1 protein-coding gene is annotated in these 19,081 nt (G+C 74.8%); it reads right to left on the bottom strand.

What is annotated here, in order from left to right:
- Nucleotides 1–8 precede the first annotated feature (8 nt).
- On the bottom strand, nt 9–19,037 hold the full coding sequence (locus tag K3769_RS38805) for a non-ribosomal peptide synthetase (protein WP_267030899.1): 19,029 nt from the start codon (nt 19,035–19,037) through the stop codon (nt 9–11).
- Nucleotides 19,038–19,081 lie beyond the last annotated feature (44 nt).

The following is a 19,081-nucleotide window of genomic DNA, read 5'->3' as shown; positions in this document are numbered from 1 at the left end:
GCAGGTCCTCACCGTTCGTCGTGGTCGCTGTCGCCGCGTACGGCGTCTTCGAGTTCGCTGAGCACCTGTTCCTCCACCAGGTCGGCCAGGGCGGCGACCGTGCGGTGGACCAGGACGTCACGGGGTGTGAGGTGCGTGCCGAAGGCGTCGTTGGCCCGTGAGGAGATGTGGAGGGCGCGCAGGGAGTCGCCGCCCAGATCGAAGTAGTCGTCCTCGGCGCCGACGCGCGTGTCCAGCACCTCTTCCCACAGTGCGGCGAGGATCTCCTCGGTGGGGGTCCGGGGGGCGACATGCTCCGCGGTCCGCGGCGCGTCGGGCGCGGGCAGGGCGGCCCGGTCGGTCTTGCCGTTCTCGGTGAGCGGGAACCGGTCGAGTACGACGTACGCGGTCGGCACCATCGGGCCCGGCAGGGTCGCGGCGGCCAGCGCCCGCAGTTCGGCGGCGGTGGGGATCTCCGCGTCGGGCGCGCGCACCAGGTGGGCGACCAGCCGCGGCAGGCCGGGGTCGTCCTGCCGTACGCTCACCAGGGCGTCCAGCACGGCCGGGTGGCGTACGAGGGTGGCCTCGACCTCGCCCGCCTCGATGCGGTGGCCGCGCAGCTTGAGCTGGTGGTCGGTGCGGCCCAGGTAGTGCAGCTCGCCGCGGGTGTCGCGTCGTACGAGGTCCCCGGTGCGGTACATCCGGGTGCCGGGCGGCCCGAACGGGTCGGCGGTGAAGCGGGTCGCGGTCAGACCGGGCCGGCCCAGGTAGCCGCGGGCCAGCGCCGGTCCGCTCAGCCACAGTTCGCCCGGCACGCCGTCGGGGACCGGCCGCCGTCGGGCGTCCAGGACGTATGCCCCGGTGGCGGGCAGCGGGCGGCCGATGGGCGGGGCGCTGCCGTTGGCCTCCAGCGCGTCCGACCAGGTGGCGACGACGGTCGCCTCGGTCGGGCCGTAGGAGTTGACCAGGCGGTGGTGCGGGGCCCAGCGGGCGACCAGGTCGGCGCCGCACGCGTCGGCTCCCACGGTCAGGGTCTTGAGGTCGGGCAGGGTGCCGGGGGTGTCCGGCGGCAGGGTGCCGAGCGCGGCCGGGGGCAGCAGGGTGTGGGTGATGCGGCCGGTGCGCAGCACGTCGGCGAGTTCGGCCCCGAGGAGCGGGCCGGGGGGCGGGACGACCAGGCGGGCGCCCTGCGGCAGGGACATGCACAGCTCCAGTACGGAGGCGTCGAAGCTGGGCGTGGCGAAAGCCAGCACCCGGTCGTCGGGTGCCACCCGGTAGTGCGCGGCCTCGGCGGCGGCGAAGGCGGCCAGGCCCCGGTGGGTGATCACGACGCCCTTGGGGGTGCCGGTGGAGCCGGAGGTGTAGATGACGTAGGCGGGGTCGTCCAGGTCCAGCGGACGGTGTCGGTCGGCGTCGGTGGGCCGACGGCCGGGAACGCCGCTTTCCCCTTGCCTTTCGGATTCCCCGTGCTCGTCCGCGAGCAGCGCGGACACCTCGGCGGCGTCGAGGGTCACGGCGGGCGCCGCGTCCCGCAGCATGAACGCCACCCGCTCCGGCGGGTAGTCGGGATCCACCGGCAGGAAGGCGGCGCCCGCCTTGGTGACCGCGAGCTGGGCGAGGACCATGTCCGCCGAGCGCGGCAGGACCAGGGCGACGACCGCGCCGGGGCCCGCGCCACGCGCGAGGAGCCGGTGCGCCAGGCGGTTGGCCCGCTCCTCCGTCTCGGCGAAGGTCAGGGACAGGCCGGGCGCACTCAGTGCCGTGGCCGTGGGACGGCGGTCCACGGCCGCCTCGATCAGGGCGGGCAGGGTCGCGGGGGCCACCGGTGCCAGGGTCGGGCGGGCGGGGCCGTGCAGCAGCCGGGCCCGTTCGCCGGGCGGCAGGATGTCGATCGCGTCCAGGCGGTCGGCGTCCTGGGCGGCGGCCAGTTCACGCAGCGTGTGCAGGAGTTGGGCGGCGAGGGAGCCGGCCGTGGCCGCGTCGAAGTGGCGCGGGTCGTAGCCGAGTTCGACGCCGAGCCGTTCGCCGGGCGAGATCACCACGGTGAGGGGGTAGTTGGTCGCCTCCCGGGCGTCGAGGTCGTGGACGCGTACGCCGTGGGCGCCGGCCGTGGCGTCGCCGACCGGATAGTTCTCGAAGACCAGGAGGCTGTCGAACATCGGCGTCCCGGCGGGCAGCCCGCTCCACGCCTGGAGGTCGGTCAGGGGGACGTGGTCGAAGCGGCGGTCCTCGGCCCGTACGGCCTGGGTGTCCCGCAGCCAGGTGCCGCAGGGCGCGCTCCCGTCGACGGTGGCCCGGGCGGGCAGGGTGGTGATGAACAGGCCGGTGATGGTGTCGGCGCCGGGCAGGTCGGCGGGCCGCCCGGAGACGGTGGTGCCGAAGCACACCTCGCGTTCGCCGCTCCACCGCGACAGCAGCAGCGCCCAGGCGCCCTGCGCGACGGTGTTGAGGGTCAGGCGGTTCCGGCGGGCGAAGTCCTCCAGCCGCTTCGTCTCCTCGGTGTCAAGCCACTGGGACAGCCAGGTGTCGGAGCGGGTCGCGGAGCTGTGGGCGGGCCTGCGGTCGTAGGGCAGGGGGGTGGGGGCGGTGAGGTCCGCGAGGGCGCTCCGCCAGTGCTCCTCGGCGGGCGCGGTCTCCCGGGCCGCGAGCCAGGCCGCGTAGTCGCCGAACGGGCGTCGGTCCGGCAGTCGGGGTTCCTCGCCCCGGACGAGCGCCGCGTGCGCGGCCATGACGTCGGACAGGACGTGGAAGACGCTCCAGCCGTCCAGCAGGACGTGGTGGAAGGTCCACACGACCCGCACCTGGTCGGGTCCGAGCCGGATCAGGGCGAGACGCAGCAGCGGGGCCCGGTCCAGGGCCAGGCCGCGGGTCTTGTCCTCGGCGAGCAGCCGTTCCAGTGCCGTGTCGCGCGCGTCCGGGGTCAGGGCGGACCAGTCGTGCTCGGTGACCGGCAGCACGGCGGTGCGGTGCACGGCCTGGAGCGGGGCGGGGACACCGTTCAGGACCACGGTGGTGCGCAGGACGGGCGTGCGGTCGACCACGTGCTGCCAGGCGGCGGCGAGCAGTCGCGGGTCACCTGCCCCGTCCGCGACGAACGTGATCTGCTCGACGTACATGCCCCGGCCCGGCTCGTCCAGGCCGTGCACGACCATGCCGGTCTGGGTGGGGGTGAGGGGGTGGAGGTCCACGATGTCGCGGCCGGTGCCCACCAGCCGGTCCACCGTCGGCTGGTCCAGGGACGCCAGGGGGAAGTCCGACGGGCTACGGCCTCCGGCGCCGGGTTCGGCGCAGTGCCGCACGATGTGCCGCAGTTCGTCGGCCAGTTCGGCGGCCAGCCGGGCGACCGTGTCCCGCTCGTGCACCTCGCGCGAGTACGACCAGGTGAACTCCAGCCGCCTGTCGGTGACATGGCCCAGCACGTCGAGGAGGTGCGGCCGGTCCGCCGCGGGGTCGAGGCCGCCGACGAGTCCGGCGTACGGGGCGTGCAGCAGGCCGTCCACGGTGGTGGTCCTGTCCTGCTGGCCCAGGTAGTTGAAGCCGATCTGCGGCAGTCCCGGCAGGCCGAACTGGTCGCGGTCGGGGTGCAGACGGCGCAGGGCGCCGTAGCCCAGTCCGCCCCTCGGCACGGCCCGCAGGCTCTCCTTGACGGCCTTCAGCGCCGCCCCGGTGCCCGCGTTCCCGGGCACGTCCAGCGCGACGGGGAACATGGTGGTGAACCAGCCGACGGTACGGGCCAGGTCGACGTCGTCGAACAGGTCCTCCCTGCCGTGGCCCTCCAGCGCCACCATGACGCGGTCCCGCCCGGTCCAGCGGGCCAGGACCCGGCCCAGGGCGCACAGCAGGACGTCGTTGACGCGGGTGCGGTAGACGTCCGGTACGTCCTGGAGCAGCCGCCGGGTCTCGTCGGCGTCCAGGCGCACCGTCACCGTCTCCTCGTGGGCGGCCGTGTTGGCGCCGGTGAGGTCGGTCGGCAGGGGGGTGGCGTCGGCGGACAGGCCCTGCCAGTGGGCGAGTTCGTCGTCGAAGCCGCCGGATTCGGTGTGGGTGGCCAGGCGCCGGGCCCACGTCCGGAAGGAGGTGCTTTTGGGGCCGAGCTCGGGCCGCTTCCCGGCACGCAGGGCGCGGTAGGCGGTCTCCAGGTCCTCCAGGATCAGCCGCCAGGACACCGCGTCCACGACCAGGTGGTGGGCGGCCAGCAGCAGCACCGGCCGCCGGTCACCGCCGCGCCGGCACAGGGCGGCCCGGATGAGGGGCCCCTCGGCGAGGTCGAATGCGGCGCACAGGCGGTCGGCGAGGGCGCGTATTGCCGTATCGGAGCCGTCGGAGGCGTCGGACGCCTCACCCGAGGTCGAGGTCGAGGTCGACCCGTGGTGACCGCCCAAGACGTCGTGCACCTCCAGTCGCGGCGCCTCCCCCGGTGCCGTACCGCGCTGCCGCCACCGTCCGTCGCCGGACGGCTCGAAGCGCAGGCGCAGCGCGTCGTGGTGGTCCAGGACGACGGCCAGGGCGGCCCGCACCAGCGACTCGTCGGTGTCGGCGGCCAGGTGGAAGGAGACGGCCTGCGTCAGCCGGGCGGGGTCGCCGGTGAGGTCGTCGAACAGCCAGTGCTGCACGGGGGTCAGCGGTACGTCCCCGGCCACCGGCCCCTGGTCCGCCGGGGTCCGCGGGGCCGCGGGGGTCTCGGCCGCGGCGGCGAGTTCGGCCACGGTCTGGTGGCGGAACAGGTGCCGGGGTGTCAGCGCGAGACCGGCCCTGCGGGCGGCGGAGACGATCTGGATGCCGAGGACGGAGTCACCGCCGAGCGCGAAGTAGTTGTCCCGCGCGCCCACCTCGGGCACGCCCAGCACCTCGGCCCAGATCGCGGCGAGCACCCGCTCGGCCTCGGTGCGCGGCGGGCGGTCCCCGCCCCCGCCGGGCGCCGACCACACGGGGTCGGGCAGTGCGCGCCGGTCCAGCTTGCCGGTGGCTCCGAGGGGCAGCCGTTCCAGCGGCACGACGAGTGCGGGGACCAGGTGGTCGGGGAGCGTACGCGCGAGGAAGGTCCGCAGCTCGGCGGAGCCGGGAAGTCCGGGGCCCTCGGGGACCGCGTACGCCACCAGCCTCTTGTGGCCGTCGTGCTCGACCACGCGGGCAGCCGCCGCGGACACCTCGGGGTGCCGGGTCAACGCGGCCTCCACCTCGCCGAGTTCGATGCGGAAGCCGCGCACCTTCACCTGGTCGTCCGAGCGGCCGAGGTAGACCAGCTCGCCGTCGGCCGTCCACCGTACGAGGTCTCCGGTGCGGTACATCCGGCCGCCGGGCGGGCCGAAGGGGTCGGCCGGGAAACGGGAGGCGGTCAGGCCCGGCCGGTCGAGGTACCCGCGGGCCACCCCGGTCCCGGCCAGGTACAGGTCGCCCGGCACTCCGGCCGGCACCGGGCGCAGCCGGGCGTCCAGGACGTAGGCGCGGGCTCCGCCGACGGGCCGGCCGATGGACGGTACGCGGTCGGGTTCGGCCGGGTCGCAGGTGAAGGCGGTGGCGTAGACGGTGGCCTCGGTGGGGCCGTAGATGTTCATCACCCGGCAGCCGGGGACCGCCGAGCGGACCTGGCGCACGGTCCGCGCGGGCAGCGCCTCGCCGGCGAGGACGACCGTGCCGGCGTCGACGTGGACGGTGTCCTCCGCCAGCAGCCGTCCCAGCGCGGAGGGCACCGCGCTGAGCAGTCCCGCCTGCCAGGGCTCCTCGCGTTCGGCGAGGGCCAGCAGGTCGTGGACGATCTCGACGCGGCCACCGGACAGCAGGGGCGAGAAGATCTCGAACACGGACACGTCGAAGTTGAGCGAGGTGGAGGCCACCACGTGCTCCAGGCCGTGTCCGTCGCCGAACTCGGCGGCGGCCCAGTCGGTCAGGGCCAGCACGGACGCCTGGGAGACGACGACGCCCTTGGGCCGGCCGGTCGAGCCGGAGGTGTGGATGACGTAGGCGGGATGGTCGGGCAGCAGCCGATCGTGCCGGTCGGCGTCGGTGATGTCGTCACCGGCGATGCCGTCACCGGGGATGCCGTAACCGGTGATGCCCTCGCCGGCGGGGTCCTCTGCGGGGTCGTCTTCGGCGTCGGCGGGGTCGTCTGCTGCGCTGTCGGCGTCGGACAGGGCGGCCAGGCGTGCGGCGACGGCGGGGTCGTCGAGGGCGATGCGGGTGAACGGCCCGTCCGGCAGTCGCCCGCCCGTCTCCGCGCGGGTGACGACCGCTTCGGGCCGCACGTCGTCGAAGAGGAAGGCGATGCGCTCGGCCGGGTACCCCGGGTCGACGGGCAGATAGGCGGCGCCGCTCTTGAGGACCGCCAGGAGCGCCACGATCAGGTCCGGGGTGCGCGGCAGGGCGAGCGCGACGAACCGTTCGGGCCCTGCCCCGGCCTCGACGAGCAGTCGGGACACCAGGTCGGAGCGCTCGTCGAGCTGCCGGTAGGTGAGCTGTTCCCGGCCGCCGCCGAGCACGGCCACGGCGTCGGGGGTCCGCGCGACCTGGGCGCGGAAGGCCTCGGGCAGCGTGCGGCACGGGGCCTCGACCACCGGGCCGCCGAAGCGGTCCAGCAACCGTCGGCCCTCCTCGGCGGACACCAGCGGCAGATCGGCCAAGGCACGGTCAGGTCCGGTGGCCATCCCGGTCAGCAGCGTGCGCAGGCTCGCGCCGATGCCGTCCACCGTGGCCGCGTCGAAGGCGGCGGGATCGTAGTCCAGGGTGACGGTGAGGGTGTCGCCGGGCGCGACCACCACGCTGAGCGGGTAGTTGGTCGGCTCCACATCGCGTTCCTGCTCCATGGCGAGGCCGTGCCGGGCCAGGGCGTCCGCGTCGAACGGATAGTTCTCGAAGACCACGATGCTGTCGAACAGCGAGGTGCCGCCGGGTACTTGACTCCAGGTCTGGAGCTGGGCGAGGGGGACGAAGTCGTGGCGCCGGGACTCCGACTGGGCGGCCTGGAGTTCGCCCAGCCAGTCCAGCAGCGGGCGCCCTCCGTCGATCCGCGCCCGGGTGGGCAGGGTGTTGATGAACAGGCCGACCATGGAGGTCACCCCCGGCAGATCGGCGGGCCGCCCCGAGACGGTGGTGCCGAACACCACGTCGTCCCCGCCGCCGTAGCGCGACAGCAGCAGCGCCCAGGCCCCCTGCAGCACGGTGTTGAGGGTCAGCCCGGCCGCCTGCGCCGTCTCCCGCAGCCGCGCCGACACGTCCGCGTCGAGCGTCACCCGCACCGACCCGGAGGACGAGGTGCGGTGCGCCTCGGCGGGCCGCCGGTCGCGCGGCAGAGCGGTCGCCACGGGGAAGCCGGCCAGGGCCTCGCGCCAGTACGCTTCCGCCCGCCCGGTGTCCTGCCGGGCCAGCCAGCCGAGGTAGTCGGCGAAAGCGGCCCGGTCGGGCACGTCCGGGCGGCGGCCCGTCGTGAGGGCCGCGTACCGCTCGCAGACCTCGTCGAAGACCTGGGCCGCGCTCCATCCGTCGAGCAGCAGGTGGTGGAAGGTCCACAGCAGGCGCACCCGGTCGGGCGAGAGCCGGATCAGGGCCAGGCGCATCAGCGGGGCCCTCTCCAGGTCGAGGCCCGTCTGCCGGTCCTCGTCGACCAGCCGCGCGAGTTCCGTCCCGCACCGCTCGGCGGACCAGCCGGACCAGTCGTGGTGCGTGACGGGCACGGTGGCCCGCCGCCGCACGGCCTGCATGGGCTCGGCGGTCTCCTGCCACACCGGATGGGCGCGCAGCATCGGGTTGGCGTCCACCGTCCGCTGCCACGCCTCGGCCAGGGCCTGCGGCTCGGTGATGCCCAACAGCACCAACTGCACCTGATTGACGTAGGTGCGGCTGTCGGGGTCCAGCAGGCTGTGGAACAGCATGCCGGACTGCATAGGCGTCAGGGGGTACAGGTCGTCGACCGTACGGCCGTCGCCCACCACCCGGTCGACGGCGGCCTGTTCGATCCGGACCAGCGGGAAGTCCGACGGCGTACGGCCTCCCGCGTCCGGCCCGGCGCAGTGGGCGACGATGTCCTCCAGGGCCCGCAGCATGTCCGCCGCGAGTCCGTCGACGGTCTCCTGCCGGTGCAGGCGCCTGCTGTAGTGCCAGCCGATCTCCAGTTCGCCGTCCTCGACGCGGGCGACCACGTCGAGCAGGTGCGGGCGTACGGACTCCGGTGCCTCGGCGCCGTCGAGGCCGCCGGGCACGGAACGCACCAGGGCGCCGCCCGGGGCCGACCAGTCGAAGCGTCCCAGGTAGTTGAAGCTGACGCCGGGCACGGGCGCGTCGGCCAGGCGCTCGTCGCGCACCAGGTGGCGCAGGGCTCCGTGGCCCAGGCCCCGCGCGGGCACGGCCCGCAACTGCTCCTTGACGGACTTCAGGGCCGCGCCCCACTCCCCGTCCGGGACGTCCGTGAGGTCGAGGGCGACGGGGAACAGACTGGTGAACCAGCCGACCGTGCGGGACAGGTCGACGTCGTCGAAGAGCTGGTCCTCGCGGCCGTGTCCCTCCAAGCCGACGGCGACGGTCCGCCGTCCGGCCCAGTCGGCGAGCACCCGGCCGAGGGCGGTCAGCAGGACGTCGTCCACGCGGGTGCGGTAGACGGCCGGCACCTCCCGCAGCAGGGCGTCCGTACGCCGCCGGTCGAGGCGTACGGTCACGGTGTCCACGTCGGCCATGGTGTTGCCGCCGTCGCCGTCCACGTCGGTCAGGAGGTCGGCGCCGTCGCCGTCCACCGGCAGGGGTGCGGCACAGTGCCGGGCCACCGTCTCCCAGTGCTCGCGCTGCGCGGCGAAACCGCCCGCCGCGGTGTACGCGCGCAGCCGCCGCGTCCACTCCTGGACGGAGGTCGTCCGCTCCGGCAGGCGTACGGGGTCCCCGGCGAGGGCCTGCCCGTAGGCGGTCTCCAGGTCTTCCAGCAGGACGCGCCAGGAGACGCCGTCGACGACCAGGTGGTGCACGACCAGGAGCAGGCGGGCACCGGCGGCTCCGGTGGTTGCGCCGGTGGTGTCCGTGCTCGCGCCGGTGGTGCCGGTGAACAGGCGGGCCGCCAACATCGGTCCCTGCGCGAGGCGGAAGGAGGCGTGCGCCTCGGCCGTCACCCGGGCCTCGGCCTCCTCGGCCGCCGTCTCACCGAGCCCGCCCACATCGTGAACCGTCAGCAGCTCGGGGGGCTCAGCGCCGACTGCCGGGCACTCCTGATGCCAGGAACCGTCGGCGGACCGGACGAAACGGCAGCGCAGGGCGTCGTGATGCGCGTACACGGCCGCCAGGGCGCGGCGCAGGGCCGCCGCGTCGACGTCGCCGGGCGTCTCCACGACGACGGACTGGTTGAAGAACTCCGGCCGCGGCGGGCCGGGTTCGAGGAACCAGTGCTGGATCGGGGCGAGCGGCACGTCACCGCTGACCGGACCGGTCCCCGCGACCGGTACGGCCGTGCCGGTGGTCGCCGCGGCGGCCAGGGCGGCGACCGTCGGATGCCGGAACAGATCCCTCGGGGTGAGCGCGAGTCCGGCGGCGCGGGCGCGGGAGACGACCTGGATGCTGAGGATCGAATCGCCGCCCAGGGTGAAGAAGTTGGTGTCGGCGCCGACCCGTTCCACTCCGAGCAGCTGCGCCCAGATCCCGGCGAGGGTCCGCTCGGTCTCGGTGCGCGGCGCCCGGTACCCGCTCTCGCCGCCCGCCGTCCAGTCGGGTGCGGGCAGCCGGCGCCGGTCCACCTTGCCGTTGGCCGTCAGGGGCAGCTCGGCCAGTGTGACGAAGGCGGCGGGCGCCATGTAGTCGGGCAGTTCGGCGACGACGTGCGCGCGCAGCTCGTCCGCGGAGGGCACGGCGGCCCGGGGCACGGGCACGAGGTGCGCGGCCAGCCGCTTGCGTCCGGCGTGCTCGTACAGCGAGACGACCGCCTCGGCGACGGCCGGGTGGGCGGTGAGCCGGGCCTCGATCTCGGTGGGTTCGACGCGGAATCCCCTGATCTTGACCTGGTCGTCCGCGCGTCCCACGAAGTGCAGTTCGCCGTCGGCGCTCCACCGCACGATGTCCCCGGTGCGGTACATCCGCCCGCCGGAGGGGCCGAACGGATCCGCCAGGTAGCGTGCGGCGGTCGCACCGGGGCGCCCGGCATAGCCGCGGGCGAGGCCTGCGCCCGCGATGTACAACTCCCCCGGTATGCCGGGCGGTTGCGGCTGGAGGGTGCCGTCCAGCACGTACACGCGCGTGTTGTCGAGCGGCCGTCCGATGGGCAGCACCGGCGGCAGCGGGTCACCGGTGTGGAAGACGCGCCGGGTCGCGAAGGTGGTGGTCTCGGTCGGCCCGTAGCCGTCGACGACGGTGAGGCCGGGGCAGGCGTCGAGCACGCGGCCCACCACCGCGCCGGGTACGGCCTCGCCGCCGGTCCACACCTCGTGGGCGCCGCGCAGGCAGGTGGGGTCCTCCTGGGCGAGCAGCCGGAACAGTCCGGCGGTCAGCCACAGGCAGCGCACTCCCCGCTCGGTGATCGCGCGGCGCACGACGCCGGCGTCGAGGTCGGCCGGCGGGGCCAGTACGGCCGTTCCGCCGCGCAGCAGCGGCACCCACAGCTCGTAGGTGGCGGCGTCGAAGGCGTGCGGGGAGTGCACGAGGACCCGGTCGTGTCCGGCGAAGGCGCTGTCGAGGGCGAGCGCGGCGACGTCCCGCCCGCGCACCGCGACGCCCTTGGGGATGCCGGTGGAGCCGGAGGTGAACATCAGGTACTGGACGTTGTCCGGGTGGATCCGCGCGAGGCGCGCACCCTCACCGTCCGAGCCCGGCGCAGCCGCGCCCAGCACGTCCGCGTCCTGTAAGGCCATGCCCGGTACGTCCGCGCGGAGGAGTTCGGCCACCCGCAGCGTCGTCCCGTCGGGCAGTATCTCCGCCGCTGTGACCTGCCGGCCGGTGTCCGTGTTCGCGTCGGCGTCCGTGTTCGTGGCGTTCGCGTCTGCGTCGGTGAGCAGCAGTCGCGCGCCCGCCTCGGCGAGCATCCGGCGCAGCCGCTCGCGCGGTGCCCGGCTGTCCAGCGGTACGAACACGCCCCCGGTGCGGACCAGCGCGAGCTGGACCACCACGAGGTCGGCCGAACGGTCCATCAGCACGCCGACCGGGACCTCGGCGGCCACACCGAGCGCGGCGAGCCGGCCGGCCAACAGGGCGGCCCGGGCGTCGAGTTCCCGGTAGTTGAGCCGCTCCGCGTCCGTCTCCAGGGCCACGGCGCCCGGCGTGCGCCGGACCTGCGCGGCGAACAGCTCCGCCACCGTGGCCTCGGACCCGGCCCCGGACTCGGACTCGGACGTGCCGGTGGCCGTGTCGTTCCACTCCTCGACCACCTGACGGCGGCGGTCGGCCGTGAGCAACGGCAGTCGGGCGGGCGGCAGTTGGGGGGTCGCCGCCATGTTCGCCAGCAGGACGGTGAGGTACTCGACCATGCGCTCGACGGTGTCCTCGTCGAACAGCCGAGGGTCGTAGCCGAGCCGCAGTCCGAGTCCGGCGCCCGGGTAGGCCACCAGGCTCAGCGGGTAGTTGGTGGTCTCGACGCCGTCCAGGGCGCTCAGCCGCAGCCCGTGCGCGGCGGCCAGTTCGTCGTCGACGGGGTAGTTCTCGAAGACGACGATGCTGTCGAACAGGGCAGCGCGTTCTGGGAGTTCGGTGAACCCCTTCATCCGGGTGAGCGGCACGTGGTCGTGGCGGCGGTCCTCGCTCTGCTCCTGCTGGAGGTCGCGCAGCCAGTCGAGCAGGGACCTGTCGTGGGGCACGGTCACCCGCGTGGGCAGGGTCGTGATGAAGAGCCCGGTCATGGTGTCCGCGCCCGGCAGCTCGGGGGGCCGCCCGGACACGGTCGTGCCGAACACGACGTCGCCGCGGCGGGCCTGACGGCTCAGCAGCAGTGCCCAGGCACCCTGCACGAGGGTGTTGAGGGTGAGCCCGGCCGTCCTGGCCAGTTCCTCCAGTACCCGGGTGGTGGCGGTGTCCACGGTGGTGCGGACCGCCGCGGTGGACTCCGCGCGGTGGCTCTCGCGCGGCTCCCGGTCGTACGGCAGCGCGGTGGCGTCGGCCAGGTCCGCGAGGCGCCGCCGCCAGTGCCGTTCGGCCTCCGCGCCGTCCCGCTCGTGCAGCCAGGCGACGTAGTCCCGGAAGGGGCGCCGGTCGGGCAGCGGCTCGCGCCCGCCCGTGGCGTGCCCGGTGAACACGTCGGACAGCACCTGGAACAGACTCCAGCCGTCCAGCACCAGGTGGTGGAACGACCACACCACCCGTACGCCGCCGTCGGAGGTCCGGGCGAGCACCAGCCGCTGGAGCGGGGCCCGGCCGAGGTCGATGCCCTGCTCGCGGTCCCGGTCGAGGAGGTCCCGCAGCCGGTGCTCGCGCTCCTCCTCGTCCAGGCCGCGCCAGTCCAGGTGGGTCACGGGCACGGTCACGTGCCGCTGCACCACCAGCAGCGGCTCGGGTACGTCCTGCCAGACGACGCGGCCCCGCAGTACGGGCGTGTGGTCGGTGACACGCTGCCAGGCCGCCGCGAGCGCCGCCGGGTCGGGCACACCGTCCAGGTCGAAGGTCAGCTGCTGGAAGTAGACGCCCAGATCGTCCTGGGAGAGCCGGTGGAAGAGCATGCCCGTCTGGGTCGGGGTGAGCGGATGGATGTCCTCCACCGCGTGCGGGTCGTCGCCGACGATCCGGTCCACGGCCGCCTGGTCGAGCCGGGCCAGTGGGAAGTCCGAGGGGGTGCGTCCACCGCTGCCGGGCCGGCGGGCGTGCCGTGCGATGCCGGTCAGCGCGTCGGCGAAGTGCGCGGCCAGTACGGCGACGGTCGTCCGCGTGTGCAGTCCGTCGGAGTAGAACCAGCTGAACTCCAGCGCGTCGCCGTCCAGTCGGCCGACGACCTCCAGGGGGTGCGGGCGCAGGGCGGCGGGGTCGGCGTCCAGTTCCAGGGTGCGGAACGGGCCCTCGTACAGGCCTCCGGTGGTGTCCGGGAGGCCGAACCTGCCCAGGTAGTTGAAGCTGACCTGTGCTTCCGGTGCCTCGGGGAGGGTCCCCGGGCGGGCGAGGTACCGCAGGACGTCGTGTCCGACGCCGTGCCGGGGCACCGCGCGCACCTGTTCCTTGACCTGCTTGAGCACGGCGTCCCAGTCGGCGTCGGGCGGGACTGCCAGGGCGACGGGGTGGCGGGTGGTGAACCAGCCGAGGGTGCGGCTGGTGTCCACGTCGGCGAACAGCTCCTCGCGGCCGTGTCCCTCGACGTCCACCAGGACCCGCTCGTGGCCGGTCCACGCGCACAGCACCCGGCCGAGCGCGCTCAGCAGCACGTCGTTGACCCTGGTGCGGTAGGTCTCCGGCAGGGTACGCAGCAGGGCCGAGGTGTCCTCGGGCGTGAGGCGGACGGTCACCGAGCGGGCGGAGGCGTAGGTGTTGGGGCCGTCGCCGTCGGTGGGCACGGCGGCGCCGGCGTCCGCGACGGCGTCGGTCCAGTACGCGGCCTCGTCGTCGAAGCCGCCGTCGGCGGCGTGGGCGGCCAGTCGCCGGGCCCAGTGCCGCAGCGGTGAACTCTTCGGGGGCAGCGCCGCCCGTCCGCCCCCGCCCTCCCGCCGGGCGCGGTAGGCGCGGTCCAGGTCCTCCATGAGTACGCGCCAGGACACGCCGTCGACGACCAGGTGGTGGACGGACAGGTGCAGGACGCGGGACCGGCCGGGGCCGCGGTCGTGCAGGACCGCGCGCAGCAGCGGGCCGCGGCGCAGGTCGAAGGGGCCGTGGTGCGGCGCGTCGGTGTCCGGGCCGGTGTGGCGGGCGAGACGGACGCGGGGCGCCGTGTCCTCGATGCGCCAGACGGCGGGCGGTGCGGCGCCCTCTGTCCGCTCTCCGCCTGTCTCCTCGCCCCCTGTGTCTGCCGGGAGGAAGCGCGAGCGCAGCGCGTCGTGGTGGGTGACGAGGTCGTTGAGGGCGTCCTCCAGGGCTGTCGGGTCCAGGTCGTCGGGGACCTGGAACGACAGGGTCTGGGCGAAGCGGCCCGCGTGCCGGCCGGCGCTGTCGAACAGCCAGCGCTGGATGGGGGTCAGGGGCGCGGCGCCGGTGGCGGGAACGGGGGCCGGGGCGGTGGGCGCGCGCCCGCCGGCCGCGTCGGCGCAGCGGGCGAGGGCGGCGATCGTCTGGTGGCGGTAGACGTCCCGGGAGGTCAGGGTGAGGCCGGCCTGCCGGGCCTGGGCCACCACCTGGATGCTGAGGATGGAGTCGCCGCCCAGCATGAAGAAGTTGTCGTCCACCCCGATGCGGTCCACGCGCAGGATGTCGGCCCAGACGGTGGCGAGGATGCGTTCGGTGGCCGTACGCGGGGCCACGCGGTGCGTACGGGCGCGGGCGGGTCCCGGGTCCGGGAGGCGGCCCCGGTCCAGCTTGCCGTTGGGGTTGAGGGGCAGCTCCGCCAGGACCGTGACGGCCGTGGGCACCATGTAGTCGGGCAGGGTGCGACCGAGGGTCCGGCGCACCTCCTCCGGTTCGACGCTCGTGTCCGGGGCGGGCACGACATAGCCGACCAGCCGGCGGTGGCCCTCGCTCTCCCACACGGTGGCCGCCGCCTCCGCGACTTCGTCGAGGCCGCGCAGCGCCTCCTCCACCTCGCCCAGTTCGATGCGGAAGCCGCGTACCTTGACCTGCTGGTCGGTGCGGCCCACGTACTCCAGTTCGCCGTCGGCGCTCCACCGGACCAGGTCCCCGGTGCGGTACATGCGGTCACCGGGCACGCCGTAGGGGTCGGCGACGAACCGGGACGCGGTCAGTCCCGGCCGCCCCAGGTAGCCGCGCGCCAGTCCCCCGCCGCCCAGGTACAGCTCTCCCGTCACGCCCGGTGGCTGGAGGCACAGCAAGTGGTCCAGGACATAGGCCCGGGTACGCGCCACGGGCCTGCCGATCGGCGGTGCCTGCCCCGGTGCCTCGTCACCGGCGAACCACGCGGTGGCGTAGACGGTGGCCTCGGTCGGGCCGTAGATGTTGGCGAGGCCGCAGCCGGGCATGACCCGCCGCAAGTCCTGCACGGTCTGGGCGGGAAGGGCCTCGCCGGCCAGGACGACGGTGTCGGCCGTGACGGGCGCGCCGTCCTCGGCGAGCATCCGGGAGATCACCGACGGCACACCGCTGATGAGTCCGGCCCGGCGGGGCTCGGCGGTGTCGACGAGCGCGGCGAGGTCGGGGACCACCTCGATGCCGCCGCCCACGAGCAGGGGGCAGAGCATCTCGAAGACCGACACGTCGAAGTTGAGGGAGGTGGAGGCGACGACGTGGGCCAGTCCTCGCGCTCCGAAGCGTTCCCCCGCCCAGGCCGCGAGGGCCGCGACACCGCGGTGCGTGGCCACGACGCCCTTGGGGCGTCCGGTCGAACCCGAGGTGTGGATGACGTAGGCGGGATGCTCCGGGTCGAGGGGCCGCACCCGGTCGGCGTCGGTGAGGTCGTCCCGGCCGAGGCCCCCGTCGGCAGGGGCGGTGGCGGTGTCCTCCTGCGGAAGACAGTCCTCCAGGAGCAGCGGGACGCAGTCCTCGGGCAGCGCTCCGGCGGTCTCGCGGGTCGCCAGGACCAGGGCGGGAGCCGCGTCGGCGAGCATGAGGCGAATGCGCTCGACCGGGTAGCCGGGGTCGACCGGCAGGTATCCGGCGCCCGCCTTCAATACGGCCCACAGGACCGGCGGCAGGCCGGCAGTCCGCGGCAGGCACAGGGCCACCAGGCTCTCGGGGCCGATACCGCGGGCGGCCAGCAGCCGCGCGAGCCGGTTGGCACGCCGGTTGACCTCGGCGTAGTCCAGGCGTTCGGGTCCGCAGGTCACGGCGGTCCGGTCGGGCGTCCGTGCCACCTGTGCCTCGAACAGGGCGGGCAGGGTACGGGCCGGTGCGCGCCCGGTGTCCTCGGCGGGCGGGTTCCACTCCTCCAGCACGGTGTGCCGTTCGTCGTCCGACAGCAGGGCCAGTTCGCCCACCGTGCGGTGCGGCCCGTCGGCCATGGCCTCCAGGAGCCGGCCGAGCTGGCGGGCCATCCGGGCCACCGTCCGCGCCTCGAACAGGCCGGTGTTGTACTCGACCGTCAGCTCGCAGCCGCCGTCGGTGCGCGGTGTGAACTCCAGCACCAGGTCGAACCGGGCGGCCGGACGGGGCAGCGGCTGCGGTTCGATCCGTACGCCGTCGGCCCCCGGCGGGTCGCTCTGGGCCGTCTGCTGCACCACGAGGACCTGCACCAGCGGGGTACGGCTCGGGTCCCGGGTCGGGGCCAGTTCCTCCACCACCCGGTCGAACGGCACCGCTTCATGGGCGAAGGCGTCCAGCACCGTCGCCCGCATGCTCTCCACGAACCGGTCGACGGTCATGGTGTCGTCCACCTCGCCGCGCAGGACGACGGTGTTGGCGAAGAACCCGGTCACGTCCTCCAGTTCACGGCGTCCCCGCCCGGTGGTGACGGTGCCGAGGGCGATGTCCCGCTGCCCGGAGTACCGGGAGAACAGCACCGCCGCCGCCCCGGCGAACAGGGTGAAGACAGTGGTGCCGCGGCCTCCGGCCAGGTGCCGCAGCCGCGCGACCAGTTCGGTCGGCAGCTGTTGCCGGTGAGCCTCGCCGTCGGTGGTGCGCACCACGGGCCGGGGACGGTCGGTCGGCAGCTCGAGTTGCGGCATGCCGGCCAGCTGCCGCTTCCAGTACGCGAGGTCCGCCGCGTCGCCGTCGCCGGAGCGCTGCCGCCGCTCCCACACGGCGAAGTCCGGGTACTGCACGAGGGGTTCGGGCAGGCCGGACGGCAGGCCGGACGCCTCGGCCCGGTACAGCGCCGCCAGGTCCCGGGTCAGGATGCCCACGGACCAGCCGTCGGTGACGATGTGGTGCTGGGCCAGCAGCAGTACGTGGTCGTCGTCGCCGCGGCGGACGAGCAGGGCCCGGGTGAGGGGACCGGTGGCCAGGTCGAAGGGGCGGCCCAGCTCTTCGGTGAGCAGTCGTTCGACGGCCTCGTCGAGCCCGGCGGCGGGCAGATGGGTCACGTCGGCGGTGCGCAGCGGCAGGTGGGCGTGCGCGTGCACGTGTTGTACGCCCTGGCCGTCCTCGGTGGCGAAGGTCGTGCGCAGGGAGTCGTGGCGGGCGGCCAGCCGGTCCAGGGCGCGGCGCAGCGCCCCGGCGTCCAGGGCGCCGCGCAGCCGCAGCGCCAGACCGGTGTTGTACTCGGTGCCGCCCGGGGTGAGGTCGTCCAGGAACCACAGGCGCCGCTGGGCGCTGGAGAGCGGAAGCGGCCGGTCGCGCGGGACGGCCGGAATGGGGTCCGGGGGCGCCACGAGGGTGGAGGGGCGCAGCAGCCGGGCCAGCGCGGCGACGGTCCGCGCGGTGAACACGTCCCGGACCGACAGCCGTGCGCCGAGTTCCTCGCGGATCCGGGCCAGGGCGCGGGCGGCGAGGATCGAGTCACCGCCCAGGTCGAAGAAGTCGTCCTCGACGCCGACGGCGTCGGTTCCGAGGACGTCCGCCCAGACGCCGGCGAGTATCCGCTCCCGTGCGGTACGGGGCGCCACGTGGCCCGGTGCGACCGTGCGGGCGGGGGCGGGCAGCGCACGCCGGTCGATCTTGTTCTGCGGGGTGAGCGGCAGGGCGTCCAGGACGACCACGGCGGCGGGCACCAGGTGCGGCGGCAGGACGGCGGCGGCGACCGCCCGCAAGTCGGCCGCGTCCGGGGCGTGTTCCGGGTCGGTGGGGGTGACGTATCCGACGAGTCGCCGTCGGCCGGGCTCGTCCTCGCGCACGACGACCACGGCGTCGCGCACCCCGCCGTGGCGCCGCAGCGCCGTCTCGATCTCCCCGGGTTCGATACGGAAGCCGCGCACCTTCACCTGGCGGTCGGCGCGGCCCAGGTACTCCAGTTCACCGTCCGCGTTCCAGCGTGCCCGGTCGCCCGTGCGGTAGAGCCTGGCTCCGGGCGTCCCGAAGGGGCTGGCGACGAAGCGGCCGGCGGTGAGGCCGGGCCGGTTGAGGTATCCGCGGGCCACGCCGACGCCGCCGACGTACAGTTCACCCTCCGCTCCCCGCGGTACGGGCCGCATGGCCGCGTCCAGCACATACGTCCCGGTACCGGTGAGGGGCCGGCCGATGCTCGGGGTGCCGCTTCCCGCGGACAGCGGTCCGGTCCAGGAGGCCACGATGGTCGTCTCGGTGGGACCGTAGGAGTTGATCATCCGGCGGCCGGGCGCCCACTGGTCGACGAGGGCCGCGGGGCATGCCTCGGCTCCCACGATCAGGGTGCTCAGCCGTCCCGGGGCGATCGTCGCGGGGTCGGTCACGGTGGCGAGGGCGGCCGGCGGGATCAGCGCGTGGGTGATGCGGTGCTCGTTCACCACCGCGGCGAGTTCGTCGCCCAGCCAGGGGCCGTCGGGCGGTACGACGAGGGTGGCGCCGGACAGGACGGAGATGAACAGCTCCAGCACAGAGGCGTCGAAGCTGGGCGAGGAGAACTGCAGGACCCGGCCGCCCGGGCCCACGGCGTACTGCCGGGCGGCGCCCGCGGTGAAGGCGGCGATGCCCCGGTGCGTGACGGTCACGCCCTTGGGAGTTCCCGTGGAGCCCGAGGTGTAGATGACGTATGCGGCCTGGTCGGCGTGGACTCGCGGGCCCGGGTCGGCCGGGGCGGGCCCGGCGGCCTCCATGACGGCGCGCAGGCCGGCCGGGTCGTCGAGGACGACGGCGGGCGCCGCGTCCGCCAGCATCAGCGCGCGCCTCTCGGCCGGGTACTGGGGATCCACCGGCAGGAAGGCGGCGCCCGCGCGGGCCGCGGCCAGTTCGGCGGCGATCAGTTCGAGCGAGCGCGGCAGGACCAGCGCCACCGTCCGCTCGGGCCCGGCCCCGCGCCGTACGAGGTCGGCGGCCAGGCGCCCGGTCCGCTCCGCCAGTTCCCGGTAGGACCAGGTCCGCCGGCCGTCGGTCACCGCCGGCGCGGCCGGCGTACGGCTCACCCACGACGCGAACTGCTCACCGAGCGGCAGGGGTTCCACCGTGCCGTCGGCGGGGCCTGGCGTCCGGGCGGAGGGGGACGACGACGCGGGTTCGTTGTGCAGGTCCGTCATGGGAGAGGTCCTTCGCAGGCGGTGGTCGTGCGGGTGCGCGCGGG

Source organism: Streptomyces ortus, assembly GCF_026341275.1.
GTDB classification, from domain to species: domain Bacteria; phylum Actinomycetota; class Actinomycetes; order Streptomycetales; family Streptomycetaceae; genus Streptomyces; species Streptomyces ortus.
Note: the sequence above shows the minus strand (reverse complement) of the source record. Positions and strands in the feature narration are given on the sequence as shown.